Origin of the sequence: Chelativorans alearensis (assembly GCF_010993735.1) — a bacterium.
Taxonomy (GTDB): Bacteria; Pseudomonadota; Alphaproteobacteria; order Rhizobiales; family Rhizobiaceae; genus Chelativorans; species Chelativorans alearense.
On record NZ_WQNI01000001.1, the window covers coordinates 454160 to 477066 of the forward strand.

20 protein-coding genes are annotated in these 22907 nt (G+C 64.3%); 2 read left to right on the plus strand and 18 right to left on the minus strand.

All coding sequences use genetic code 11. The annotated features are described in order from the left end of the window. Positions 1–2: 2 nt before the first annotated feature. Genes kynU through GPJ75_RS02085 form a run of 8 tightly spaced genes read right to left on the minus strand, consistent with a single transcriptional unit; the run spans position 3 to position 9165 of the window. Entirely contained in the window at positions 3–1250 is a 1248-nt protein-coding gene (kynU, locus tag GPJ75_RS02050) for a kynureninase (RefSeq protein WP_163264570.1), read from the minus strand. Next, positions 1247–3229, minus strand: a complete 1983-nt coding sequence (locus tag GPJ75_RS02055; protein ID WP_246248871.1) for a 3-hydroxyacyl-CoA dehydrogenase NAD-binding domain-containing protein — start codon at positions 3227–3229, stop codon at positions 1247–1249. Before GPJ75_RS02055 ends, kynU begins: the two co-directional genes overlap by 4 nt. 7 nt (positions 3230–3236) lie before the next feature. Then, positions 3237–3632, minus strand: a complete 396-nt coding sequence (locus GPJ75_RS02060) for a RidA family protein (RefSeq protein WP_163264572.1) — start codon at positions 3630–3632, stop codon at positions 3237–3239. A gap of 44 nt (positions 3633–3676) precedes the next feature. Continuing rightward, the gene (locus GPJ75_RS02065) at positions 3677–4825 is read right to left on the minus strand and encodes an acyl-CoA dehydrogenase family protein (RefSeq protein ID WP_163264574.1); all 1149 of its coding nucleotides are present in this window, start codon (positions 4823–4825) and stop codon (positions 3677–3679) included. After that, positions 4825–5628, minus strand: a complete 804-nt coding sequence (locus tag GPJ75_RS02070; RefSeq protein WP_163264896.1) for an enoyl-CoA hydratase family protein — start codon at positions 5626–5628, stop codon at positions 4825–4827. Before GPJ75_RS02070 ends, GPJ75_RS02065 begins: the two co-directional genes overlap by 1 nt. Before the next feature lie 11 nt (positions 5629–5639). Further along, entirely contained in the window at positions 5640–6116 is a 477-nt protein-coding gene (locus tag GPJ75_RS02075) for a MarR family winged helix-turn-helix transcriptional regulator (protein WP_163264576.1), read from the minus strand. Beyond that, positions 6110–6874, minus strand: a complete 765-nt coding sequence (locus tag GPJ75_RS02080; RefSeq protein WP_163264578.1) for an SDR family NAD(P)-dependent oxidoreductase — start codon at positions 6872–6874, stop codon at positions 6110–6112. Before GPJ75_RS02080 ends, GPJ75_RS02075 begins: the two co-directional genes overlap by 7 nt. Continuing rightward, entirely contained in the window at positions 6874–9165 is a 2292-nt protein-coding gene (locus tag GPJ75_RS02085) for a bifunctional salicylyl-CoA 5-hydroxylase/oxidoreductase (RefSeq protein ID WP_163264580.1), read from the minus strand. The genes GPJ75_RS02080 and GPJ75_RS02085 overlap by 1 nt, the downstream gene beginning before the upstream one ends. Before the next feature lie 206 nt (positions 9166–9371). Between GPJ75_RS02085 and GPJ75_RS02090 the strand changes: the two genes are divergently transcribed. Further along, positions 9372–9971 carry a YdeI/OmpD-associated family protein gene (locus GPJ75_RS02090; protein ID WP_163264582.1) on the plus strand — a complete coding sequence of 200 codons (600 nt, stop codon included), beginning with the start codon at positions 9372–9374 and terminating at the stop codon, positions 9969–9971. Positions 9972–10111: 140 nt separating this feature from the next. Here GPJ75_RS02090 and GPJ75_RS02095 read toward each other — a convergent pair whose 3' ends face one another. The 7 genes from GPJ75_RS02095 to GPJ75_RS02125 form a co-directional block, all read right to left on the minus strand. After that, the gene (locus GPJ75_RS02095; RefSeq protein ID WP_163264584.1) at positions 10112–11659 is read right to left on the minus strand and encodes a sulfatase family protein; all 1548 of its coding nucleotides are present in this window, start codon (positions 11657–11659) and stop codon (positions 10112–10114) included. Positions 11660–11689: 30 nt separating this feature from the next. Next, the gene (locus GPJ75_RS02100; RefSeq protein ID WP_246248872.1) at positions 11690–12583 is read right to left on the minus strand and encodes an SUMF1/EgtB/PvdO family nonheme iron enzyme; all 894 of its coding nucleotides are present in this window, start codon (positions 12581–12583) and stop codon (positions 11690–11692) included. 55 nt (positions 12584–12638) lie between these two features. Beyond that, positions 12639–14192 (minus strand): sulfatase family protein, encoded by a 1554-nt coding sequence (locus GPJ75_RS02105; protein ID WP_163264588.1) that lies wholly within the window; start codon positions 14190–14192, stop codon positions 12639–12641. A 23-nt stretch (positions 14193–14215) separates the two neighbouring features. Next, positions 14216–15325, minus strand: a complete 1110-nt coding sequence (locus GPJ75_RS02110; protein ID WP_163264590.1) for an ABC transporter ATP-binding protein — start codon at positions 15323–15325, stop codon at positions 14216–14218. Positions 15326–15338: 13 nt separating this feature from the next. Further along, positions 15339–16217 (minus strand): carbohydrate ABC transporter permease, encoded by an 879-nt coding sequence (locus tag GPJ75_RS02115; RefSeq protein ID WP_163264593.1) that lies wholly within the window; start codon positions 16215–16217, stop codon positions 15339–15341. Beyond that, positions 16210–17178, minus strand: coding sequence for a carbohydrate ABC transporter permease (locus GPJ75_RS02120; protein ID WP_163264595.1), 969 nt, complete (start codon positions 17176–17178; stop codon positions 16210–16212). The genes GPJ75_RS02115 and GPJ75_RS02120 overlap by 8 nt, the downstream gene beginning before the upstream one ends. A 224-nt stretch (positions 17179–17402) precedes the next feature. Next, positions 17403–18947, minus strand: a complete 1545-nt coding sequence (locus GPJ75_RS02125) for an ABC transporter substrate-binding protein (protein WP_205602443.1) — start codon at positions 18945–18947, stop codon at positions 17403–17405. A 130-nt stretch (positions 18948–19077) separates the two neighbouring features. On the opposite strand from GPJ75_RS02125, the gene GPJ75_RS02130 reads away from it, so the two are divergent. Then, positions 19078–20013, plus strand: a complete 936-nt coding sequence (locus GPJ75_RS02130) for a LysR family transcriptional regulator (protein WP_163264597.1) — start codon at positions 19078–19080, stop codon at positions 20011–20013. On the opposite strand, the gene GPJ75_RS02135 is transcribed toward GPJ75_RS02130, so the two are convergent. Genes GPJ75_RS02135 through GPJ75_RS02145 form a run of 3 tightly spaced genes read right to left on the minus strand, consistent with a single transcriptional unit; the run spans position 19998 to position 22905 of the window. Further along, positions 19998–20885 (minus strand): amidohydrolase family protein, encoded by an 888-nt coding sequence (locus GPJ75_RS02135; protein WP_163264599.1) that lies wholly within the window; start codon positions 20883–20885, stop codon positions 19998–20000. The genes GPJ75_RS02130 and GPJ75_RS02135 overlap by 16 nt on opposite strands. Further along, entirely contained in the window at positions 20885–22024 is a 1140-nt protein-coding gene (locus tag GPJ75_RS02140) for a vWA domain-containing protein (protein ID WP_163264601.1), read from the minus strand. The genes GPJ75_RS02135 and GPJ75_RS02140 overlap by 1 nt, the downstream gene beginning before the upstream one ends. Next, positions 22024–22905, minus strand: coding sequence for an AAA family ATPase (locus GPJ75_RS02145; RefSeq protein ID WP_163264603.1), 882 nt, complete (start codon positions 22903–22905; stop codon positions 22024–22026). The genes GPJ75_RS02140 and GPJ75_RS02145 overlap by 1 nt, the downstream gene beginning before the upstream one ends. Between the last annotated feature and the right edge of the window lie 2 nt (positions 22906–22907).

The window sequence follows — 22907 nt, forward strand, 5'->3', positions numbered from 1 at the left end:
CCTCACGTAACCGCGGCACGGGCGGCGAAGCGTTCATCCTTCCAGGCCTGCGTCCGTAGCACCTCTTCAAGCGTCTCGACCGCGCGCCAGACGTCCAGATAGCGGAGATAGAGCGGCGTGAAACCGAAGCGCATTGTGGCGGGCGCACGGAAGTCGCCGATCACACCACGGGCGATCAGCGCCTGCACGATTTCATAAGCGTGGCTATGGGCGAAGGAGACCTGACTGCCGCGCTTTGCGCCTTCGCGCGGGCTTTCGAGCACGAGGCCGAAGGGTTCGCACCTGGTCTCAACGAGCCGGATGAAGAGGTCCGTGAGCGCGAGGCTTTTCTTCCGCACCGCTGCCATATCTACGGCATCCCAAATGTCGAGCGCCGCTTTCAGCGCCCGCAATGAGAGGACGGGCTGCGTGCCGCACTGGAATTTGCGGATACCCGTATCCGCGTCGAAGCGCGGTTCGAAAGCGAACGGCCGCGCGTGGCCCCACCAGCCGCTGAGCGGCTGACGCGCCCCGGCCTGATGGCGCTTGGCGACATAGATGAAGGCCGGCGAGCCGGGGCCTCCGTTCAGGTATTTGTAGGTGCAGCCGACGGCGAAATCGACATTCGCGCCATCGAGATCGACAGCCAATGCGCCCGCCGAGTGGCAGAGGTCCCAGACGACGAGGGCGCCCGCTTCATGAGCCCTCTGCGTCAGCGCCGCCATATCGCGCAGTTCGCCGGACTTGTAGTTCACGTGGTTGACGAGGACGACGGCGACGCGGTCGTCTATCAGTTCCTCGATCGTCGGCGCGTCCATACCTTCGAGGAGCAACCGCATCTCCGGCCGGGTGGAGACGACGCCTTCCGCCATATAGAGATCGGTCGGGAAACTGCCCCCTTCAGCGACGATGACCGGGCGGCCGGGTCGCAGACCCATCGCCGCATGGAGCGCCTTATAGATGTTGATCGAGGTCGTGTCGCAGACGACCGTCTGGCCGGGCGCAGCGCCAATCAGTCGGCCGATCCGGTCGCCGAGTTCGATCGGCAGATCGAACCAGCCGGCGCTGTTCCAGCTGCCGATCAAGCCTTCGCCCCACTCCTTTCTCGCGGCCTTTTCCAGCTCGCCGAAGACGGAGGGCGATGCCGGCCCGAGAGAGTTGCCGTCGAGATAGACGACGCCCTCGGGCAGGCTGAACCGGCCGCGCATCGAGCGCAGGGGATCGGCCTCGTCCATGGCTTCAATGGCGGGGAGACCCGGAAGCTGGCTCATGGGTGCAACCCTTCCTTCGCAACATACATCGGCCCGCCCTTGTGAGCGGGAAAGCCATAGCCGTTGATCATGACGAGATCGACATCGCTCGCCCTTTCGGCAATGCCTTCGGCCAAGAGGGCATCGCCTTCGGCAGCCATGACCGCAAGCAGGCGCGATACGATTTCGTCGGAAGAAACCCGCCGCGGAGCGATGCCCTTGGCCTTCCGGCACGCTTCGATCACAGCGGTTGCTTCCGGATCGACGGTGCGCTTTCCATCCGGATAGGCGTACCAGCCGCTGCCCGTCTTCTGGCCGAAACGGCCCATCTCGCAGAGCCGGTCCGCGATCTCGATATAGCGCTCCGAAGGATTGCGGGTGGCCGCCTGGCGCTTGCGCCGCGCCCAGGCGATCTCAAGGCCTGCCAGATCGAAGACGGCAAACGGGCCCATGGCGAAACCGTAATCCTCCATTGCCGCGTCGATCTCCTGTGGCCAGGCGCCGTCCTCGACCAGGAACTCGGCCTCACGGCGATAAGCGGAGAAGATGCGGTTGCCGATGAAACCTTCGCAGACGCCGCACACGACAGGCAGTTTCCCGAGCCGGCGCGCGACCGCGATTCCGGTCGCAAGCACCTCCGGGGCGGTCTTGCCGCAGCGCACGACCTCGACTAGCCGCATCACATGCGCAGGTGAGAAGAAGTGGAGGCCGCAGAGGCGCTCCGGCCGCGATGTCGCCGCTGCGATGGCGTCGGGATCGAGGTAGCTTGTGTTGGTGGCGAGAACGGTGTCCGGCCGGACGATCTTATCCAGCTTCTCGAAAAGCTCCGTCTTGACATCCAGGTCGTCAAAGACGGCCTCGATGACGAGATCGGCGGTGGAGAGGTCTTGGACACTGCCGATAGAAAGGCGCAGAAGGCGCTCGGCCCGGCCCGCCGCATCGATACGCCCCGACTTTATTGCCCGATCCAAGAGCCCAGCGATCCGATCGAAGCCTTTCTCCGCCGCCTCCGCATCCTGCTCGACGACGATGACACGATAACCCGCGTTGAGCGCGGAGACGGCGATGCCGGAGCCCATTAGCCCACTTCCAATCACGCCGATGGTTCGCACCGTTCGCGGTTCGACGCCTTCGAGGCCGGGCACTTTTGCTGCCGCGCGCTCAGCGAAGAAGACATGACGCAATGCCTTCGCCTGGTCGGAATCGCGCAACCGCAGAAACGTCGCGCGCTCCTCGGCGAGCCCCTCCGCAAGGGAACGTTCGCCGGCACGTCTGATAAGCTGCACCGCTTCGGCCGGCGCCGCCCCTCTACGCGCGCGTGATAGAGCCTTGTCGACCGCTTCATCAATCACTTGCGGGTCTTCCACCGGCAAGGCCAATTCGCCCGTCCGGCGCAACGGTTGAGATGCGAGATCCCGTGCGGCGGCGACCGCGCCAGCGGCGGGATTTCCTGCCACCACCTGGTCTATGATGCCAAGGGAGAGGGCTTCGCTGACAGCCACGCTGCGCCCGGCGGCAATCAGTTCCACCGCCTTGGCGATACCGACGAGGCGTGGGAGGCGCTGGGTGCCGCCCGCCCCCGGCACAATGCCCAGTTTTACTTCGGGTAACCCGAGGATAGCCCTATCGCCGGCGATCCGATGATGGCAGGCAAGCGCGATCTCCAGACCGCCGCCAAGGGCGGCACCGTTGATGGCGGCCACAACAGGTTTACTGCTCTTCTCGATCGCCTCGACAACCTCCGGCAAGATTGGCTCGGTTGCCGGCTGGCCGAACTCCTTGATATCGGCGCCGCCGACAAAGGTCTTGCCCGCGCCGGTGATGACCACCGCGCTGATGGCATCCTCGGTACCGGCATGGCGGATCGCCGCCAGGAGGCCGGAACGCATGTCCGCCGAGGCGGCGTTGACCGGCGGATTATCGATAGTGACCACCAGAACGCCGTCCTCCAGGCTTGCCGAAACAGCCTCGGAAAAACGAATCGGCGTCACCTCACCCATGGAAACCTCACTCCGGTACGACGGCCGTCGCCTGGATCTCCACCTTGGCGCGATCCTCCATCAGCGCGACCACCTGAACGGCGGTCATGGCGGGATAGTACCAGCCCATCACCTCCCGGTAGACGACACCGATCCCTTTGAGATTGGCGAGATACTCGGCCTTGTCGGTAAAATACCAGGTCATGGAGGTGACGTGTTCCGGCCGCGCATCGGCCTCAGCAAGCACGGCCGCCACATTGAGAAGCGTCTGCCGCACCTGCGCGACCAGATCGTCGCTCTCGAATTCGCCCTTCCCGTTCCAACCGATCTGACCGCTGACGAAAACGAGCCTGCCTTGGGCGGCGATGCCGTTTGCATAACCTTTGGGCCTTGCCCATCCCCGGGGTTGCAGAACGCTATGCATGAAACTCCTCAATTTGCGAAAACCTCAAGAATGCACGAGCGGCGTCATACCGCGCCCAATAGCTGCCTGGCGATCACCACCTTCTGCACGTCGGATGCGCCCTCGTAGATACGCAGCGCCCGGATCTCGCGGTAAAGGCTTTCCACGATATGCCCACGGCGGACGCCGTCGCCGCCGTGAAGCTGGACGGCGCGGTCGATCACCTCTTGCGCACGGTCCGTGGCGAAGAGTTTCGCCATGGCCGCCTCGCGGGTGACGCGGGCAGCACCCATGTCCTTCGTCCAGGCCGCGCGGTAGACGAGAAGGGCCGCAGCGTCGACATCCAGCGCCATATCCGCCAGATGCCCCTGCACCATTTGTAACTCGGCCATCGGCGCACCGAAGAGCTGCCGCTCGGCCGCCCGCTTCACGCTCTCATCGAGCGCGCGGCGGGCGAAGCCGAGAGCGGCCGCACCCACCGTCGAGCGGAACACGTCGAGCACCGACATGGCGATGCGGAACCCCTCGCCCGGCTTGCCGATCATCGCGGAGACCGGAACACGCGCGCCCTCGAAGGAAAGGCGGGCAAGCGGATGCGGCGCGATCACCTCCAGCCGCTCGGCGATTTTCAGGCCTTTCGTATCTGCCGGCACCAGGAAAGCGGAAATGCCCTTGGCACCCGCCGCCTCGCCGGTGCGGGCAAAGAGAACGTAGAGATCGGCGATGCCGCCATTGGAGATCCAGGTCTTCTCGCCGGTAAGAACGTAGGAGCCGCCGTCGCGTGTCGCGCTCATGTCCATATTCGCGACATCGGAGCCCGAGCGCGGCTCGGAAAGGGCGAAGGCGGCGATCGCCTCGCCGGCCCGCGTCTTGTCGAGCCAGCGCTGCTGCTCCAGCGTCCCGTAGAAACTGATGGCACCGGTGCCGAGCCCCTGCATGGCGAATGCGAAGTCGGCGAGCCCGTCGTATCGCGCCAGGGCCTCACGGGTGATGCAGAGCGTGCGCACGTCTAGGGGCGCGGGATCGGCAGGATCGACCGCGGTCGGCTTCAGCCAGCCGTCGCGCCCGAGCATTTGCACAAGCTCTCGGCATGCGGCGTCCACATCCGTGTGGTCAACTGGCAAGTTCGCCGCGCACCAGGCTTCAAGCCGCTCGGCGTATTGGCGGTGACGGTCCTCGAAAAAAGGCCAGGTGAGAAAGCTTTTGTCCGCCATCAATCGCCCTCGAACACCGGCTTTTGCTTGGCGACGAAGGCGCGGTAGGCGCGTTCGAAGTCGCGGGTCTGCATGCAGATCGCCTGCGCCTGGGCTTCGGCCTCGATCGCCTGGTCGAGGCTCATCGACCATTCCTGATTGAGCTGTGTCTTGGTGATGCCGTGCGCGAAAGTCGGGCCGGAGACGATGCGCGCGGCCAGGTCGAGGGCCTCCGCCTCCAATTTGTCGGCGGTGACGAGCCGGTTGTAAAAGCCCCAGCGCTCCCCCTCCTCCGCACTCATCGTTCGGCCGGTATAGAGAAGTTCCGCCGCCCGCCCCTGGCCGATGATGCGCGGCAGGATCGCACAGGCACCCATGTCGCAACCGGCAAGGCCAACCCGCGTGAAAAGAAAGCCGGTCTTGGCCTCGGGCGTTGCGAGGCGGATATCAGAGGCCATGGCAAGGATGGCGCCGGCCCCCACAGCGACGCCGTCTACCGCGGCAATGATCGGCTTGCCGCAATTGAGCATCGCCTTGACGAGATCGCCCGTCATGCGGGTGAAGGCCAAAAGCTCCTTCATTTCCATGCCGACCAGCGGGCCGATGATGTCGTGCACGTCTCCGCCGGAGCAGAAATTGCCACCGTTCGGCAAAAACACAACGGCATCGACATCCTCGGCGTAGGCGACATTGCGGAAAGTGTCGCGCAGCTCCGCGTAGGAAGCGAAGGTGAGCGGGTTCTTCCGCTCGGGCCGATCGAGTTTCACGACCGCGACCCGCCCCTCCATCCGCCAGAGGAAGTGTTCGGGCTCAAGGCCCGCCATCTCGATCGGGGTCAATGCTCACCCTCCCAGTTGCTGCGGAATGCGTGGAGCATTTCGGAAAGCCTGTGCACCTCGGCTGTGTCTACGCCGCCGAGGAGCTCGGCGATCCAGCGTTCATGCGCGGCCGCCATCCTCTCGAAGGCTTCCACACCTGACGGCGTCAGGCGCACCACGGAGGTGCGCTTGTCCCCGTCGCGCTTGGCGCGCACCACATAGCCGTCGGCCACCAGCCGGTCGATAATGCCCGTGACATTGCCGTTGGAGACCAACAGGAAACGCGAAAGGTCGCTCATCAGCATACCTTCGCTCTCACGGTAGAGCGCCGACATCACGTCGAAGCGTGGGAGAGTAGAATTGAAGTCGCGTTTGAGCCGTTCACGCAACTCGGCTTCAACGATGCGCGTGGTGCGCAGCATCCTGATCCAGAGGCGCAGGCGCTCCTTGTCGCCCGACCGTGCATCGATCACCGAAAGCGGCACGCTCACCATGTCTCACCCCCCGAAACCGATATGGCCTGGCCGGTGATGGAGGCCGCCCCCGGACTGCAGAGCCAGAGCACCGCCGAGGCCACCTCCTCCGGCTGAATGAACCTGCCCTGCGGATTGGCGGCCATCAAGCTCGCGCGCGCCTCCTCCTCCGTGCGTCCCGTCTTCTCCGCAATGCGGGCGATGGATCTGGCCACCATCTCCGTCTCGACGAAACTCGGGCAGACGGCGTTCACCGTGATCTCCGTCTTGGCAAATTCCACCGCGAGCGCACGCATGAGGCCGACCACCCCGTGCTTGGAAGCGACGTAGGGCGCGACATAGCCATAGCCCTTGAGACCCGCGACGGAGGCGATAAAGATGATGCGTCCCCTCTTCCGCGTGGCCATTCCCTCAAGCGCCGGTTGGACGGTGAGGAAGGCGCCGGTGAGATTGATGTCGAGCGTCCTCCTCCAATCCTCAAGCGTTGTCTTCGCGGCAGGCGCGCTGGATGCAATGCCGGCGTTGGCGATGACGATGTCGATCGGGCCGCGCGCGGCCTCGGCGCCCCGGTAGAGCCAGTCCATCGAGGACTGGTCGGTCACATCGCCGATTGTCGCGTGGATATGCGGGTGCTCGTCGGCAACAGCCTGCAGCGGATCGATACGCCGGCCGCAGATGGTGACCTTAGCGCCGGCGTCGGCCAGCGCCAGCGCGATCGCCTTTCCGACACCCGAGCCGCCGCCAGTCACCAGCGCGTGCGTTCCGACGACAGCGGCCATCACACCTTCCCCGGCATGGTATCCCGCCGTTCCGCGAGCCGGTAGGCCTGCTCGCGGCCGCGCAGGTAGGGATCAGGCCATCTGACGTGGCGGTCGCCTAATTCCACGGCGGAATGCAGCGTCCAATAGGGATCGGCAAGGTGCGGCCGCGCGAGGCACACAAGGTCGGCACGGCCCGCCATCAGGATCGAGTTCACATGGTCCGGCTCGTAGATGTTGCCGACCGCCATGGTGGCCATGCCGGTCTCGTTGCGGATGCGGTCCGAGAACGGGGTCTGGAACATGCGGCCATAGACGGGCTCTGCCCGAAGCGAGGTCTGACCGGCCGAGACGTCGCAGATGTCGACACCGGCCGCCTGCAGCATCCGGGCAATCTCCACCGCGTCCTCCGGACGGATGCCCTCCTCGCCCACCCAGTCGTTCGCCGAGATGCGCACGGAGATCGGTTTTTCATCCGGCCACACCGCGCGTACCGCGTGGAACACCTCCAGCGGGTAGCGCATGCGGTTTTCCAGGCTGCCGCCATATTCGTCGGTGCGCCGGTTGGTAAGCGGCGTGATGAACGCCGACAGGAGATAGCCGTGCGCCATGTGAAGCTCCAGCATGTCGAAGCCGGCACGATTGGCCATCTTGGCCGAGGCAACGAAGGCGTCGCGCGCCTCGTCCATATCCTGGCGCGTCATCTCCCTTGGGATCTGGTGGAGGTCGCTCCAAGGAACCGCCGAGGGCGCCAGCAGCGGCCAGTTGCCGGAGACGAGCGGCGCTTCGGAATCCTCCCACGGGACCTGGGTCGAACCCTTCGGGCCGGAATGGCCGATCTGGGCGCAGATCTTTGCTTCTGTCTCGCGATGGACGAAATCGACGATCCTCTTCCAGGCAGTTTCGTGCTCGGGCTTATAGAAGCCGGGGCATCCGGGCGATATCCGCCCCTCGGGCGTCACGCAGGTCATTTCGATATAGACGAGCCCCGCCCCGCCCTTGGCGCGCTCGGCATAGTGGACGAAATGCCAGTCGGTCGGGCAGCCGTCGACCGCCTTGTACTGGGCCATAGGCGAGACCACGATACGGTTGACGAGCCGCATGTCGCGCAGCCGGAAGGGCGCGAACATTGGCGGGCGGGCGCCGTTCACATTGCTGCCCGCCCGGTGCTGGAACCAGGCCTCGGCGCTTCCCAGCCATTCGGGGTCACGCAGGCGCAGGTTTTCGTGGCTGATGCGCTGCGAGCGGGTGAGGAGCGAATAGTTGAACTGAACCGGATCGAGATGGAGGTAGCGCTCCACATCCTCGAACCATTCGAGCGAGTTGCGCGCCGCCGACTGCAGCCGCAGCACCTCCGTGCGGCGGGCATCCTCGTACTTCACGAAGGCAGCCTCAAGCGTCGGCTCCGAATGGAGATAATCCGCCAACGCCACCGCGCTTTCGAGAGCGAGCTTGGTGCCCGAGCCGATGGAGAAATGCGCGCTCGCCGCCGCATCGCCCATGAGCGCCAGGTTCTTATGCGACCACCGCGCGCAGAGCACACGGGGGAAACTGATCCAGGCGGAGCCGCGGATGTGGCTGGCGTTGGATATGAGCTCGTGGCCGCCAAGATGTGCGGCGAAGATCCTCTCGCAGGTGGCGATGGACTCTTCCTTGGACATCTCGCCGAAGCCGAATTTTTCCCATGTCTTCTGCGAGCATTCGACGATGAACGTGGCCGTGTCGTTATCGAACTGGTAGGCGTGTGCCCAGACCCAGCCGTGTTCCGTCTCTTCAAAGATGAAGGTGAAGGCGTCGTCGAATTTCTGGTGCGTACCGAGCCAGACGAACTTGCATTTGCGGACGTCGATGTCAGGCTGGAAAACATCGGCGAAGACCGTACGCGACTTGGAGTTCAGGCCGTCGGCGGCGATGACGACGTCATGGCTTTCCATGAAGGGGCGTGGATCGTCGATCTCCGCCTCAAAACGCAGATCGACACCAAGCTCGCGCGCCCGCTCCTGCAGGAGAACGAGCAGCATCTTGCGGCCGATGCCGCAGAAGCCGTGGCCGGTCGAGACCGTCCGCGTGCCGCGATAGAGGACGGCGATATCGTCCCAATAGGCGAAATGCTCACGGATCGCGGCGGCGCTCACGGGATCGTTGGCCGTAAGGTTGGTGAGCGTCTCGTCCGACAGCACGACACCCCAACCGAAGGTGTCGTCCGGCCGATTGCGCTCATAGACGGTGACCTCGTGGCCAGCCTCCCGCAGCTTCATCGAGATCGCAAAGTAAAGGCCGGCTGGACCGCCTCCCAGAACCGCAACCTTCATCCTACATCCTCACTCTCGGCGAAAGCTTGAGGCAGGATCGCACCTGAGGTGAGATATTTCAAGCCTAAAGTATCAGAGCTAGAAAGTGTTGGCAAAGCCAGTGTACCGCCGTATGGGTGGAACGTTCGATGAGGAGGTGCAGAGCGTGCTTGCAGTTCTGCGGGCCTTCGCCTCTTGGCTTTCAACCCTCCTCGGAGTGCTGACTGATGGCTCCAATCAACGTTAATCCCGACAAGGTCCGCGAGTTCGAGGATTCGGAGAGTTTTTACCGGTGGCTCGGCACGCACCACAACAAGGAAGATGAGGTCTGGATCAAGATTCACAAGGTCGGTTCGGGGCTCAAGTCGATCACGCCCAAAGAAGCTATCGACGTGGTGCTCTGCTGGGGCTGGATCGACGGGGTACGCAAGGGGTTCGACGACAGGAGCTATCTGCAACGCTATACGCCGCGGCGGGGCAAGAGCATCTGGAGCCAGATCAACGTCGACAATGTCGCCCGGCTGATCAAGGAGGGCCGAATGACCGAGCACGGACTCAAGCAGGTCGATGCGGCGAAGGCCGACGGCCGCTGGGGCCGCGCTTATGCAAGCGGCAAGGACATGAGGATACCCGATGACCTCCAGTCGGCGATCGATGCCGACCCAAAGGCCCGGGAAATGCTAGAGAAACTGAACGCGCAGAACCGCTACGCGCTGGCCTTTCGCACCCAGCATATGAAGACCGAAGCGGGCCGGAAGAGGAAGATAGAGGCCTTCGTCGACATGCTCGCACGCGGCGAGACGATTTACCCGCAGTACAAGAAATGAGCCATGGAGAGATCTTTCCGCCAGCTACAGGAGGCAGCCGATTTCATGCCTCTTATGAGTGAACCCGAGCCGCGGGCGCCGTTCGGCTCATCAGTCACGCGGAGTTTGCCGATACCCAAGTCGTGGGATAATCGATCATCTCACTCGTCATTCAACGCACTGGCGCGACTGTCGGCGCCGGGTTCGAGCCCAAGCCACGCATAGCTTTCGGCCGGAGTGTCATGGGCCGCCATATAGGCACGAAGGCCCGCATAGAGCCGCGCCTCGACCGCGGGATCACGGATCGGCGTCGTCTGGCCGGGATCCGTGTCGAGGTCGTAGAGCCGGAAACCCTGGTCCTCGAACGAGCCGCCGAGATTGGGCGGCCTTGCGGCCTCTCGGGTGGCGGCAATCTTCAAAAGCGGCATTTTCTGCGTGAAGTCGAAAGGCGGGCTCAGTTCAGCGGTACGGAGCTCCTCTGCGGTGAAGGGATCCACCATGTGCTGCGGCATGAGCGTATACTCATGAAGCCCCTCGCCCAGCACGTCCGGCGGATAATGAAACATCACGTATCGTCCGTCCGTGACGCCTACGGGACCGGCGAAAAGGCCGAAGGCGACGATGCGGTCGGTTTCAGCCTCCAGCGTCGGCATGTGTGAGAGCAGCGACCGGCCGGTGACCTCGGCGGGGGCGTCGCAGCCGAAGATGTCGAGGATCGTCGGCATGATGTCGGGTGTCTGGGTCAGGGCGTTGCCCCGCCGGCCACCGGCGCCTGCATGGTCGGGGTGATAGACCATAAGGGGGACGTGGACGACTTCCTCGTAGTAGGGCATCCGGCTCTTGCCCCACCAGCCATGCTCGCCAAGCAGGAACCCATGGTCCGTGGAGAGCACGATGGCGGTGTCCCTCCACATGTCGCGCTCGTCCATATAATCCAGCAAATGGCCGAAGTACTCGTCGCACATGCGGATCAGCGCGGCATAGTTGGCGCGGATTTCGGCAACTTCCTCCTCGGTCTCGCTCACCCGTCTGTAATCGGGCCAGTTGAGCATGGCGCCTCGGTAGGCGCTGTCGCCGTCGCGCCGAAACCTAGCCGGCGCATGGAAGGGCTCATGCGGGTCGAAGAGCTCGAGCTGAAGCATCCAGTTGTCGGCGCCGCGGTTGGCGTCGAGGAACTCGAAGGCCGAGGCGTAGCAGCGCGGCATCGGCAGGTCCGCCTCGCTTCTCTCATACTCGCGGTTGATGAGATGGCGCAGACGCCGCCTCTTCTTCACCGGGTCATAGTGGCGCGGGTCGTAGGTCTCGGCGAATTTCTCAAGCGGCGGCTCGGACATAGCCTTCCACGGGTCGTATTCCTGGCCGCGGATGAAATCCCAGGTGTCGTACTGGGTGTGATAGCCCGAGCCGCCCGGTTCGAAATAGTGGAAATGGTCGGTAACAAGATGCGTGTGTACGCCCTTCCTCCGCAGGCTCTCGCAAAACGACCTGTCGTACGGCTCCATCGGACCCCAGCTCCGGTGGAAGAAGCCTGCGCGCCCCGTCTGGATATCCCGCCGCGCCGGAATGCACGGAAGGCTACCAACATAGTGGCGATCGAAGGTGACCGCCCGTTCGGCGAAGCGGTCGAAATTCGGCGTTCCGATCGTCCCGCCATAGGGGCCGAGCGCCAGGCGGTTGAGGGAATCGAAGAGGACGAAGATCAGCCTCATGGGAGTTCCGTTGGGTCGATAGGAGCTTGGTCAGGCATCGTAGAAGACCCTGAGGCCGGAATTGCTGGCCCCGCTGTCGGCCGGAACGCCCGAGCGGGCGGCGATGCGGTAACGATAACAATAGCTTCGGTGGCACAGGAAGCTACCGCCCTTCAACAGCTTCTGCTTCATCGCCCGCGCCTCCTCGTTCCTGAGCCGCGCCGCACGGGTCTGCGAGCGCACCATAAAGGGCTCCGACGTCCATTCCCACACATTGCCGGCCATGTCGTGGAGACCGGCTCTGTTGGGGGCGAAGGCGGTGACGGGTGACGTGCCGAGCCAGCCGTCGGCGCGGGTGTTTTCGTAGGGAAAGCGTCCTTGCCAGATGTTGCAGGGCATGAAATCCCGTTCGTCGGGTTCCCGGTCACCCCAGGGAAAGCGCGGGTCCTCGAGCCCGCCGCGCGCCGCGTGCTCCCACTCTGCCTCGGTCGGCAGGCGCCCGCCCGCCCAGGCCGCAAATGCCTGCGCATCGGCCCAGGAGATATGTGTGACCGGGTGGTCCGCGCGGTCGCGGACATGGCTGCCGGGCCCCTCCGGGGCGAACCAGGCAGCGCCGTCGCACATGACCCACCAGGGCGTGGCGGATGCCGAAGGCGAGATCGCCTCGGGGTCGGGCAAAAGTCTGCGGAAGACGAGCCCCCAGCCGAATGTCTCGGCCTCGGTCACGTATCCGGTCTCGGCCACGAAAGCGGCAAAGCGCGCATTGGTGACCAGGCAAGCCTCAACCGCAAAGGGACGGAGCTTCACCGTGCGCAACAGCCCCTCCCCGTCCTGCGGTATCTCCGCCCGGCGGGTGCCGACATGGCTCGATCCGCCCGAGAAATGAACGATCTCCGGCCGGCGGGCATCGGCGATCGCAAGCGCTTCCGAAGCGTCCGCCTGCACGGTTGAAGGTGCCGCCGAACCAATCACCGTACGGGAAGCGCCACAGCAGCTCATCTCAGGCAGCTGCCCTATCCAGGCGCGCGGCGCGTATGGCTGCGCTGTCGTGCTCCGGCACGTCGCCGATCTCGGCCATCTTCGCGTCGAGTTTCGCCAGCATCGTCTCGAAGACCTCGTTGTAGGCCTGATCGTCGGCCAGGTTCTTCAGTTCGAAGGGGTCCTCCTGGCAATCGAACAGCTCCCATTCCGGCGGCCCGCCGCCCGGCCGGGCACCCAACTGCCCAAGATCATCATTATACCAGTAGATCAGCTTATAACGCTGATCGCGAACGCCGTAATGCGCCCACGCCTCGTGGATCTCGTCGTTGTGCATCCAGTATCGGTGATAGGCGACTTGCTCCCAATCGTCAGGCGTATTGCCTTCCAGCACCGGGCGCATCGAGCGGCCCTGCATATAGCTGGGCACCGGCACGCCGGCATAGTCCAGGAAGGTCGGCGCAAAGTCTACGTTGCAGGCGATATCCTTGCTCGTCGAGCCGGGCGCGATTTCGGGCGGATAGCGCACGAGGAACGGCATCCGCAGGGATTCTTCGTACATGAACCGCTTGTCGAACCAGCCATGCTCGCCCAGGAAGAAGCCCTGATCAGAGGTGTAGACAACGATGGTGTTGCCCGCGAGGCCCTTTGCATCGAGCTCGTCGAGGATGCGACCGACATTCTCGTCGATCGACTGGACTGTGCGAAGATAGCGCTTCATGTAGCGCTGGTATCTGAACTCCGCGAATTTCTGCGGATCGTCGAAAGTGTGGTTTTCTCCCGTCTCCGCGCAGACCACGGTGATCGTCTCGCCGGACTTCAGCTCCGGCACCTTGCGGGCGAACCAGCCGTCGACCATCAGCTCGCCCGCCCGCAAGGCCGGACCTTCAGGCTGCACGAGGCCGAGATCCTCCCAATTCATGTCCGAGCGAATACGCATCTTCGCGGCCGCGGCCGCGGCCGCCCGGTTCGCATAGTCGTCGTTGAATGTCTCCGGCAGCGGCAAATCCTCGTCGGCCCAGAGATGATTGTACTTCGGGTGCGGCTGGAAGTTGCGGTGCGGCGCCTTATGGTGGCACATCAGAAAGAACGGCTCTTCGCCGCAGCGGTCGATGAAGTCGAGCGACATGTCGGTGATGATATCGGTCGCATAGCCGGAAATGCGCTTGCGCCCCTCGGGGCTGATGAAGGCGGGGTCCCAGTAGTCGCCCTGGCCGGGGACCACAGCCCATTCATCGAAGCCGGTCGGCTCGTGCGCCTTGCCCTCGCCCAGATGCCATTTGCCGAAGATCGCGGTGCGGTAGCCGGCGTTGCGCAGATGCTTGGCGACATTGGGCAGCCGATTGTCGATATGCGTGGCGAGCGTTGTCACGCAATTCACATGGTTGTGGGTGCCGGTCAGGATCGCCGCCCGGCTCGGCGTGCAGATCGAATTGGTCACATAGGTCGCGTCGTGGCGCATGCCTTCCCTGGCGAGCCGGTCGATGTTCGGCGTGTGGTTCAGCCCCGCCCCGTATGCGGAAATCGCGCGGGCGGCGTGGTCGTCCGACATGATGAAAATGATGTTGGGGCGCATCCTCGTCCTCGTATGTGCGGAAATTATGCGGAGAGCCTTGCTTCTGAAATGGTGTTGCCAGGGGTGACACCGGTCAGCCCGCGGCCGTCGGCATCGAAGAAATGGGTACGACCGCCAAGGGCGAAGCTGATCCGCTCGCCGACGCGGACCTTCGCACCCGGCTCGAAGCGCGCCACGATCTCCTGACCCCAGGGGGTGCGGACATAGACGAACACCGCATCGCCGAGTTGCTCGACCACGGTGATCTCGCCGGTGAACACGCCGTCGCGGTCGACGGGCTTAAGTCCGTCCGCCCGCACACCGAGCGTCGCGGCACCGTTTGCTTCCGGACCCGACAGCGCAAACCGGCTGCCGTCCGGCAGTTCTGCTGCGGGCTGCCCGCCATCGCCTGTAGCGCGGAGCTTGATGAAGTTCATCTTCGGGCTGCCGATGAAGCCCGCGACGAAGAGGTTCGCCGGCCGTTCGTAAAGCTCCATCGGCTCGCCCATCTGCTCCACCCGCCCGTCGCGCAGCACCACGATCCGGTCCGCCAGCGTCATCGCCTCGACCTGATCGTGCGTGACGTAGATCATGGTCGAGCCCTGAAGCTGGCCGTGCAGCTTGGCGATCTCGAGCCGGGTCGCAACGCGCAGTTCGGCATCGAGGTTCGACAGGGGCTCGTCGAACAGGAATACCTGCGGGTCGCGGACGATGGCGCGGCCGATGGCGACGCGCTGGCGCTGCCCACCGGAAAGCTGCTTTGGCTTGCGGTCGAGCAGAGGTTCGATCTGCAGGATGCGCGCGGCCTCGGCCACGCGCTTGGCGATTTCCGGTTTCGGCACGCCGTTCATGCGCAGGCCGAAGCCCATGTTCTGCGACACGGTCATGTGTGGATAGAGCGCATAGGTCTGGAAGACCATCGCCGTGCCGCGTTCGGAGGGGTCGATATCGTTCACCCGGCGGCCGCCGATCTCCACCGAGCCGGCGGTGATCTCCTCGAGCCCGGCGATCATGCGCAGAAGGGTTGACTTGCCGCAGCCGGAAGGCCCGACGAAGACGCAGAATTCGCCTTCTCCGATCTCGATGTCGACACCGCGGATCACCTCGACGGCACCGAACTTCTTGGCTACGCCCGTTAGCTTGACACCGGCCATTTTCTTCTCCTTGTCAGCCCTTCACCGCGCCAGCCAGGCCGTCGATGAAGTAGCGCTGAAGAAACAGGAACAGGATGATGACCGGCACGATGGTGATGGTCGAACCGGCCGTCATGCCGCCCCAATCGATGAAGTGCTCGCCCCGGAAGGAGTAGATGCCGACCGAGAGCGTGCGCAGCGCCGGGTTGGCGAGCGTGATGACCAGCGGCAGCAGGAAGTCGTTCCAGGCCTGCAGCGTCTGCATCACGACCACCGTCACGATGATCGGCTTCGACAGGGGCAGCATCACGTACCAGAAGGTCTTGACCGGGCCGACGCCGTCCATGCGCGAGGCTTCCTCGAGTTCCTTCGGCATCTGGCTGAAGTAGCCGGCGAAGAGCAGCGTGAAGATCACGATGGAATGGCCGCAGGTGGCGAGCATCAGGCCCCACAGCGACTGGCCGAGCCCTAAATTCGACAATAGCTCGAAGACCGGAATGATGGTGTAGCCCTGCGGGATGAAGAGCGTGAAGAGCATCAGGCCGAAGAGCGTCGCCCGCCCCGGAAACGGCCGCCGGCCGAGCGCATAGCCCATCAGCGCCGCCGAGATGGTCGTGATGAGAACCGAACCGACCGTCACGAAGAGCGTATTGAAGAAATACGCGCCAATGTTGGCTTCATGCCAGGCCCGCACGAAATTCTCGAAGGTCGGGTTCTCGGGGATCAGTCCGCCACCTGCGAAGATCTCGCTGTTCGACTTGAACGAGGCCGAGACCATCCAGACGAGCGGATAGACCCAGACGATGCAGATCGCGGCAAGCACGACCGAGGTGATAAGCCGCCGGCGGCGCGGATTGAGGAAAGACTGCCGGCTCGTGATCGCCGAACTGTGGGACAGAGCGACATCAGCCATTGGCCGGATCCTTCCTGCGGGCGCGGCGCACCGCGACGATCTGGAAGATGGTGAGGATCATGACGGCAAGGCCGAACAAGACGCCTGCGGCGCTTGCATAGCCCAGTTGAGGGACCATGCCACCCGACGGCGCGAAGGCGATGCGGAAGATGAAGACCTCCATCACCTCCGAGGCGAAGAAGGGGCCGCCCTGCGTCGTCGACTGGATCAGCGGAAAGACGTTGAGCGCGGCAATGGCCGAGATCAGCCCGATCACGACCGCAAAGGGGGCGATGATCGGCAGGACGACAAAGACCGTCACCTGCCAGGTTTTCACACCATCGAGCTTGGCTGCCTCGTAAAGCTCTTCCGGCACCGTCTGAAGCGCTGCAAGCCAGTAGATCAGCGTCACGCCCGTCCATTTCCACACGAAGACGCCGGCAAGCGTCCAGAGCACGAGTTGCGGGCTGCCGAGGAAGTCGACCGCACGTTCGAAGAGCCCGGCATCGAGCAGGAGGCCGTTGATCGGCCCGTTGAAGGGGCTCAGCATGAGCGCGATAACAATGGCGATAACGACCACCGGCGTGACCACCGGCAGGAAGATCATCGTGCGGAAGAGCGTGGAGAGCTTGAGAAGCTTGTTGTTGAGCAGGATCGCGAAGACCAGGCTTATGAACATCTGCAGCGGCACGGTCGCCAGGGTGAAGAGGAAGGACCGCTTGAAGGCGTTGAGGAAGAACTCATCCTGCAGGAGCTCACGGTAGTTCTGCAGGCCGACGAATTTCTTGGCCGCGCCGAAGCCCGTCCAATTGAGCAGCGAGTAGTATTCGGAGGCAATCAGCGGCCAGACGATGAAAGCGCCGAAGATGAGGAGCCCCGGAACGAGGAACAAATAGTCGATCCGCGATTTCCAGATGCGGGCCGCAAGGCCCTGTCTCGTCGCGGCCGGCGTGTGCGGGATATGCAACTCTGTGGCGCTCATCGGATTGTGCTGCCTCGTGTTTCCCGGGAGCTATCGCCACATGGCCCCTTAACCGGGACATTCCCCGTCATCCCGGAAACCGGAGCGAAGCGGAGGTTGTCCGGGACCCACTCCGTGACTCGTCCATATTCCGGAATAGATCCCGGACAGCCACCTTTCGCTTCGCTCCAGCCGGCTTTCGGGATGACGCGCACAGGGTTAACCCGACCGGAATTCATCATGCTCTAGGAAGCGTAGTCGACGCTTGGATCCCAGTCCGAGTAGACAAGGTCCTCGCGACGGACATTCGCCCCTTCCGCATTGGCGTCGGTAATCGCCTTGTCGAGCGCCGCATTCATGGCGTCCTTGAGCTTCGAGAGGCTCTCCTTCACGCCGCTGAGCTGGCCGGTGTAGAGACCTTGCACGACGTTCGCCAGGTTCGGCGTCGGCTCTTCGTAGAGCTGCGCCACCTTGGTGAAGCCGGGGCTGCGCGCGTAGACCACCGGGCTGACGCGCACCTGCTTTTCCTGCAGCGCGATGACGGCCTTCGAGCGCTCCGACATTTCGGCCTCCTCGGCTGCCTTCGGGAAGATCGGCGGGTCCGAGGGGCCGACGACATTGCCCCAGGCGACCTGGCCATCGAGCGTGCCCATGTAGTGAAAGACGTCGGCCGCATAGGCGGGGTTCTTTGCCGCGGCGTTCACATACATGGTGTTGGCCGCCGAGGGCAGCGCGTCGACGATGGTCTTGCCGTCCTTGCCCTCGGGCGCCGGCGTCGGGGCGAGGCCGAAGTCGAAGTCCGGATTGTTGGCCTCCCAGATCGGCACGTTCCACGGGCCTTGCAGGATCATGCCCGCGCCGCCCTGTTCGACGAAGGCACGTGCCTGCGGCGCGTTGAGGCTCATGATGCCGGGGAACATGCTGCCGTCGTCGCGGATGGCCAGCAGAAGCTCCATCGCCTCTACGAACTCGTCCTTGTCGACGACGATTTCGCCGGTCCTGTAGTCGACGCAGCTCAGACATCCGGCAACGCTGCTGGCGCAGGCGGCGCCCCCGCGGTTGGCGAGCTGGACCAGATTGGCGGACCAGCGGTTCCCTTGATTGCCGCCCATGATCAGGCCGAACATGGAGCCGCCGGAATTCTTCGTGATCTGCGCTGCCGCCGTGCGGAACTGGTCCCAGGTGAGCGGCGCGCCCGGACCCGGGTCAAACTCGGTCAGTTCCATTGCTTTCCTGCTGAACAAAAGCAGAGACGAGCAGCGGCGTTCGGACGTGTAGGGCAAGCCGTAGGTCTTGCCTTCGATCACGTTGACGCCTTCAACGAAGGAACCGGCCGGGAAACCCGCCTTCCAGGCATCAAGGTCGGGGATCAGATCGTCGAGCGGCTGAACCCAGCCCTCCGCCACGGCGACCGCCGGCGGCATTCCATTCGGCAGGTTGAAGGCATCGGGCGCCGAGCCGTTGCGGATGCCGAGCGGCAGCACGGTCGCGATCTCGTTCCAGGGCAGCCCGTCATAGACGACCTCTATTCCCCGCGTCTCGGCGTATTTCGGGAAGAACTGCCGGTAGAACACGCCCTTCTGGCCGCCGCTGTCCAGCCATCGGAACGGGCCGTCGGCCGGCGGCAGGTCGAGGCTCGGGTCGGCGATCGTTATCTTCTCGGCAATGCTCGGGTCGATGTTCTTGACTTCCTGCGCGAGGCTCCGCCCCGCGAGCGCGGCAAGCGCGAAGGCGCTGCTCGACGCCAGAAAGGCACGGCGCGAAAGGCCGTCGATTTGTCTGGTGGACATATTTTCCTCCGTGGACCGCTGCTGCCCGCCTCCCGCGAGCCGTTGAGCGCCGGCAGCCACACTAGCGATTGCAGCCATGCATGAATAATGCAAAAAAGCGCATCCGCGATGTCATAAAGTTATCGCCCAGATGCTCGATCTCATGACCCATCTTTTCCGCCTGCAGGCCATCGTCGAGGAGGGCAGCCTGCGGCGTGCGGCGGAAAGATTGAGCATCACCCAGCCGGCCCTCTCGCGCTCACTGGCAAAGCTTGAAAAGCGGTTCGGGCAGCCGCTCCTGGAACGCGGCGCCCGCGGCGTCACGCCCACACCCTTTGGCGCGAAGGTTCTGTCGTCGGTGCTGCGGCTATCGCGCCACTGGGAACTGGCCGAGCAGGAGCTGCAGTCCAGCGATACCAGCAAGAAGATGCGTTTGCGCATCCGGGCGGGACCGCTGTGGCGGGCCGTCGTTCTTCCCGGGCTGATCGGCGAACTCCAGCGAGCATTTCCGAACCTGGTGATCGAGCTGCAGAACGCTGATTTCGAGACGGCGATTCCCGACCTTCTGGAAGGTCGGGTCGATGTGTTTTTCGGCGGGTTGCAAATCGCCGACGAGATCGACAAACGGCTCAGCCGAAGGCAGTTCACGGTCGTTCATGACCGTGTCGTCGCGCGGGCGGATCACCCTCTCTTCGGCCGACTGAGACCGAACGGTTCTCTGGAACCGCAGGTTCTGCTGGACTATCCGTGGCTGATTTACTCCATCGATCCGGCGTACGAGAGCGCGACGGTGCATGCCTCGATCGAACGGTTGGGCCGCGCACCCGAGATCCGCATCACGTGCGAATCCCTCATCTCCGCGATTGGCCTGCTTCAGAAGAGCGACTGCCTGAGCATCCTGCCGGACGCGGCAGTCACGGAAGCGCGCGGTCCGCAGATCATCCCCGTCCCGGTCCAGCTCGGCCGGAAGCGGACACGCTCCGGCGCGATCTTTCGCGATGAGATGGCGGACTGGCCGCCTCTCGCGTATCTCCTGGCCCTGTGCTCCGCGCGCTTCGCTGAAACTGAATCTCACACCGGCCGATAGATGCGTTCGGCGGTGTTCCGGAAGATGTTGGCCCGATCTTCAGCGGAGAGCGGTGCGGCGGCAGCGCGGTATGCGTTCATCATCGACAGGTGATCGGTCCACAGCTTCTCGATCGGGAAGTTGGAACCGAACATCAGCCGGCTACTGCCGAAGATGTCCACTGCCCTGGTGACGACGAAGGAAACCAGCTCCGGATCGTTCCTGTGAACGAAGGTGCCGAGACCGGAAAGCTTCGCCGAAACGTTGGGTTGGGCGGCCAGCATCCGCAGCCCCGCCTCCCATTCGGCGACCGTATCGGGCGACATGTCGGTGAGCATACCTGTATGCGTCAGGATGAACTGCGTTTCCGGATTTTCGGCAACCATCGTAGCGCCGTCGCGCATCTGGCCTGGAAAGAGCTGGAGATCGAAGGAGAAGCCGTAGTCCTTCAAGTGCGCGATGTTGGCACGGACCGTCGGGTCGATGACCTGGCGCGGCGAGGCGGCGAACCGGTAATCCGGCACCTCGTGCCAGTGAAGCTGCATGCGCACGCCGCGGATAAGCGGATAGCGTTTCAGCCGGTCGAGCTGCGGGCGGACGTCTTCCACCGTCATATCGGCGTAGCCGACGATGGCGTGCGGCCATCCGGTCTCCTCCGCCGTCGCCTGCACCCAGGCCGCCTCGTCCTCGAAGCGCTCCTTAGCCCAGTTGGTCTGCACGTAGACGGCCTTCTCGATGCCCGAATCCTTCTGGTCGTCGAGGAATTCCTCGATCGTATAGTCGCGCCGGATCGGCTCGTAGGGGCCGAAGATGCGCGGCACCATGGGGCCGAGAAGCCAGGGCAGGTCTTCCTGCCGCCAGATGTGGAAATGGGTATCGATGGCTTTCTGCATTATGTTGCCCTCTGCCAGATCTCGGCGGCCGGCCTGGCGGGCCTTCCGAGCGAAAGCATGAAGCGCGTCAGCTCCGCCGTGGAGGAGCCGTCGACAAGATCGTCGAGCGCGGGAAGGATGGCCTGCAGCCCCGCCGTTTCAGGCCGGAAATGCGGGTCGCCGGCCAGCGGCGTGCACAGCGAGAGCCGGTGCGCCTTGGCCGAGAGCCGACGCATCGCAATCGCCATCTCCGCATGATCGCCCCGCTCGAGACCGTCGGAGAGGACCAGCACCGCCGCGCCGCGCGCGAAGGCGGCGAAGCGCGGGACGGACAGAAAGGCGAGCAAGGTCGGCCCGATGCGCGTGCCGCCGTCCCAGTCCTCCACGCACCCGGCCGCGCGCGTCAGCGCCTGATCGCGGTCGCGGATCCTGAGCGCCGGGGTGATGCGCGTCAGCCGCGTGCCGAAGGTGAATACCTCGGCCGCCCTGACGCCCTGAACGGCGGCGTGGGCGACCTTCAGATAGGCCTCGGTGTGAAGTTTCATCGACCCGGATATGTCGATCAGGACGAGCAGCCGACGCGGCATCACCTGACGACGGCGCAGAATGGGTTCGGGAATGTCGCCGTCGAAACGCACGATCTCCCGCAGCGACCGGCGCAAATCGATCCGCCCACGCGAGCGCACGCGCAGATGCCGAAACGTCCGGCGTTGCGGCAGCGCCTTTGCCAGGCGGTGGCCAAACGCGCCCGACGCCGTGTCCGGCGTCCGCGCGAAACGGCGTACCGCCAGTTGCTCGGCGGCGGAGGAGCGCGCTCCGCCCTCTTCATGCGCACGAATCTCGATATGCTCTTCGCAGGATTTCCCCTCGTCTTTGACCTGTGTTTTCTCCTCGTCGGCGTCATCAGAAACCGTTACAGCCGCCTCGCCATAAAAATGGCCGCGGAAAAGCGCCTCGAACTCCGTGAATCGCTCCGGCGGCGGCGCGAACGTCGCAATGGCCGCCCGGCGAATGTCTTCCATGGATTTCGGACCCAGTAGCGACACCGCTGCCATGAAACTCTCGATCTGCTCGGGCGCCGCACTGTGGCCGAAGCCGCGCAACAGCCGGCCGAACCCCACAAAGGGTTGCGCGCCTTTCGGGAGCGGGCGGGCCGGCATCACTCCAGCGCCTCCTCGACCACGCGGCCGAGTTCGGGCGCGAGGAAGGTCAGGTCCTCCTCGTCCTTGATCAAAACGCCGACCGCCCTGCGGAAGGCTTCCGGCCACGGGCTGCCGCCCTTCTCCAATACCGTCGCCGCGTTGGCCCATTCGATGGCCTCGGAAATGCCCGGCGGCTTGGCCAGCGGCCGCGAGCGGATTTCGCGCACCGCCTTTGCCGCCGCCCGTGCCGTCCGCTCGGCGACGTCTCCGGCGCGCAGCATGATGATTTCGGCCTCCCTCTCGGGATCCGGATAGCCGATCCAATGATAGACGCAGCGCCGCCGCAAGGCCTCGGCGAGCTCGCGCGTGCGGTTGGAGGTGAGAACGACGACCGGCCGCGCCGTGGCATAGATCGTGCCGCGTTCGGGGATGGAGATCTGGAAGTCGGACAGGAACTCCAAGAGCAGCGCCTCGAACTCGTGGTCCGTCCGGTCGATCTCATCGACCAGCAGGATGTTTTCTTCAGGCCCCTTCAGGACCTGCAAGAGCGGACGGGCGATCAGGAAACGGTCGTCGTAAAGGTCGACCTCGCCCTCGCCGGCCTGACGGATGGCGAGTAGCTGGCGCTGGTAGTTCCACTCGTAGATGGCATGCGCGGGGTCTATGCCCTCATAGCATTGCAGACGGATCAGGCTTCGGCCGAAGATCTCGGCGATCGCCTTCGCCGCTTCCGTCTTGCCGACGCCCGGCGCGCCTTCCAGAAGCAACGGCTTGCCAAGGCGGATCGCCAGGAAAATCGCGGTCGCCAAGCCGTCATCCGTCACATAGCGCGCCCTCGCCAGGCCCGCGGCGATCGCCTCGGGAGAGGCCGTGAGGGATGCGGCCGGCTTGCGCGCCATGG

Coding starts and splice junctions, on each gene's coding strand:
- kynU (WP_163264570.1), bottom strand. CDS start 1,250: ATGAGCCAGCTTCCGGGTCTCCCCGCCATTGAAGCCATGGACGAGGCC.
- GPJ75_RS02055 (WP_246248871.1), bottom strand. CDS start 3,229: ATGGGTGAGGTGACGCCGATTCGTTTTTCCGAGGCTGTTTCGGCAAGC.
- GPJ75_RS02060 (WP_163264572.1), bottom strand. CDS start 3,632: ATGCATAGCGTTCTGCAACCCCGGGGATGGGCAAGGCCCAAAGGTTAT.
- GPJ75_RS02065 (WP_163264574.1), bottom strand. CDS start 4,825: ATGGCGGACAAAAGCTTTCTCACCTGGCCTTTTTTCGAGGACCGTCAC.
- GPJ75_RS02070 (WP_163264896.1), bottom strand. CDS start 5,628: ATGGCGGGCCTTGAGCCCGAACACTTCCTCTGGCGGATGGAGGGGCGG.
- GPJ75_RS02075 (WP_163264576.1), bottom strand. CDS start 6,116: ATGGTGAGCGTGCCGCTTTCGGTGATCGATGCACGGTCGGGCGACAAG.
- GPJ75_RS02080 (WP_163264578.1), bottom strand. CDS start 6,874: ATGGCCGCTGTCGTCGGAACGCACGCGCTGGTGACTGGCGGCGGCTCG.
- GPJ75_RS02085 (WP_163264580.1), bottom strand. CDS start 9,165: ATGAAGGTTGCGGTTCTGGGAGGCGGTCCAGCCGGCCTTTACTTTGCG.
- GPJ75_RS02090 (WP_163264582.1), top strand. CDS start 9,372: ATGGCTCCAATCAACGTTAATCCCGACAAGGTCCGCGAGTTCGAGGAT.
- GPJ75_RS02095 (WP_163264584.1), bottom strand. CDS start 11,659: ATGAGGCTGATCTTCGTCCTCTTCGATTCCCTCAACCGCCTGGCGCTC.
- GPJ75_RS02105 (WP_163264588.1), bottom strand. CDS start 14,192: ATGCGCCCCAACATCATTTTCATCATGTCGGACGACCACGCCGCCCGC.
- GPJ75_RS02110 (WP_163264590.1), bottom strand. CDS start 15,325: ATGGCCGGTGTCAAGCTAACGGGCGTAGCCAAGAAGTTCGGTGCCGTC.
- GPJ75_RS02115 (WP_163264593.1), bottom strand. CDS start 16,217: ATGGCTGATGTCGCTCTGTCCCACAGTTCGGCGATCACGAGCCGGCAG.
- GPJ75_RS02120 (WP_163264595.1), bottom strand. CDS start 17,178: ATGAGCGCCACAGAGTTGCATATCCCGCACACGCCGGCCGCGACGAGA.
- GPJ75_RS02125 (WP_205602443.1), bottom strand. CDS start 18,947: ATGTCCACCAGACAAATCGACGGCCTTTCGCGCCGTGCCTTTCTGGCG.
- GPJ75_RS02130 (WP_163264597.1), top strand. CDS start 19,078: ATGCTCGATCTCATGACCCATCTTTTCCGCCTGCAGGCCATCGTCGAG.
- GPJ75_RS02135 (WP_163264599.1), bottom strand. CDS start 20,885: ATGCAGAAAGCCATCGATACCCATTTCCACATCTGGCGGCAGGAAGAC.
- GPJ75_RS02140 (WP_163264601.1), bottom strand. CDS start 22,024: ATGCCGGCCCGCCCGCTCCCGAAAGGCGCGCAACCCTTTGTGGGGTTC.
- GPJ75_RS02145 (WP_163264603.1), bottom strand. CDS start 22,905: ATGGCGCGCAAGCCGGCCGCATCCCTCACGGCCTCTCCCGAGGCGATC.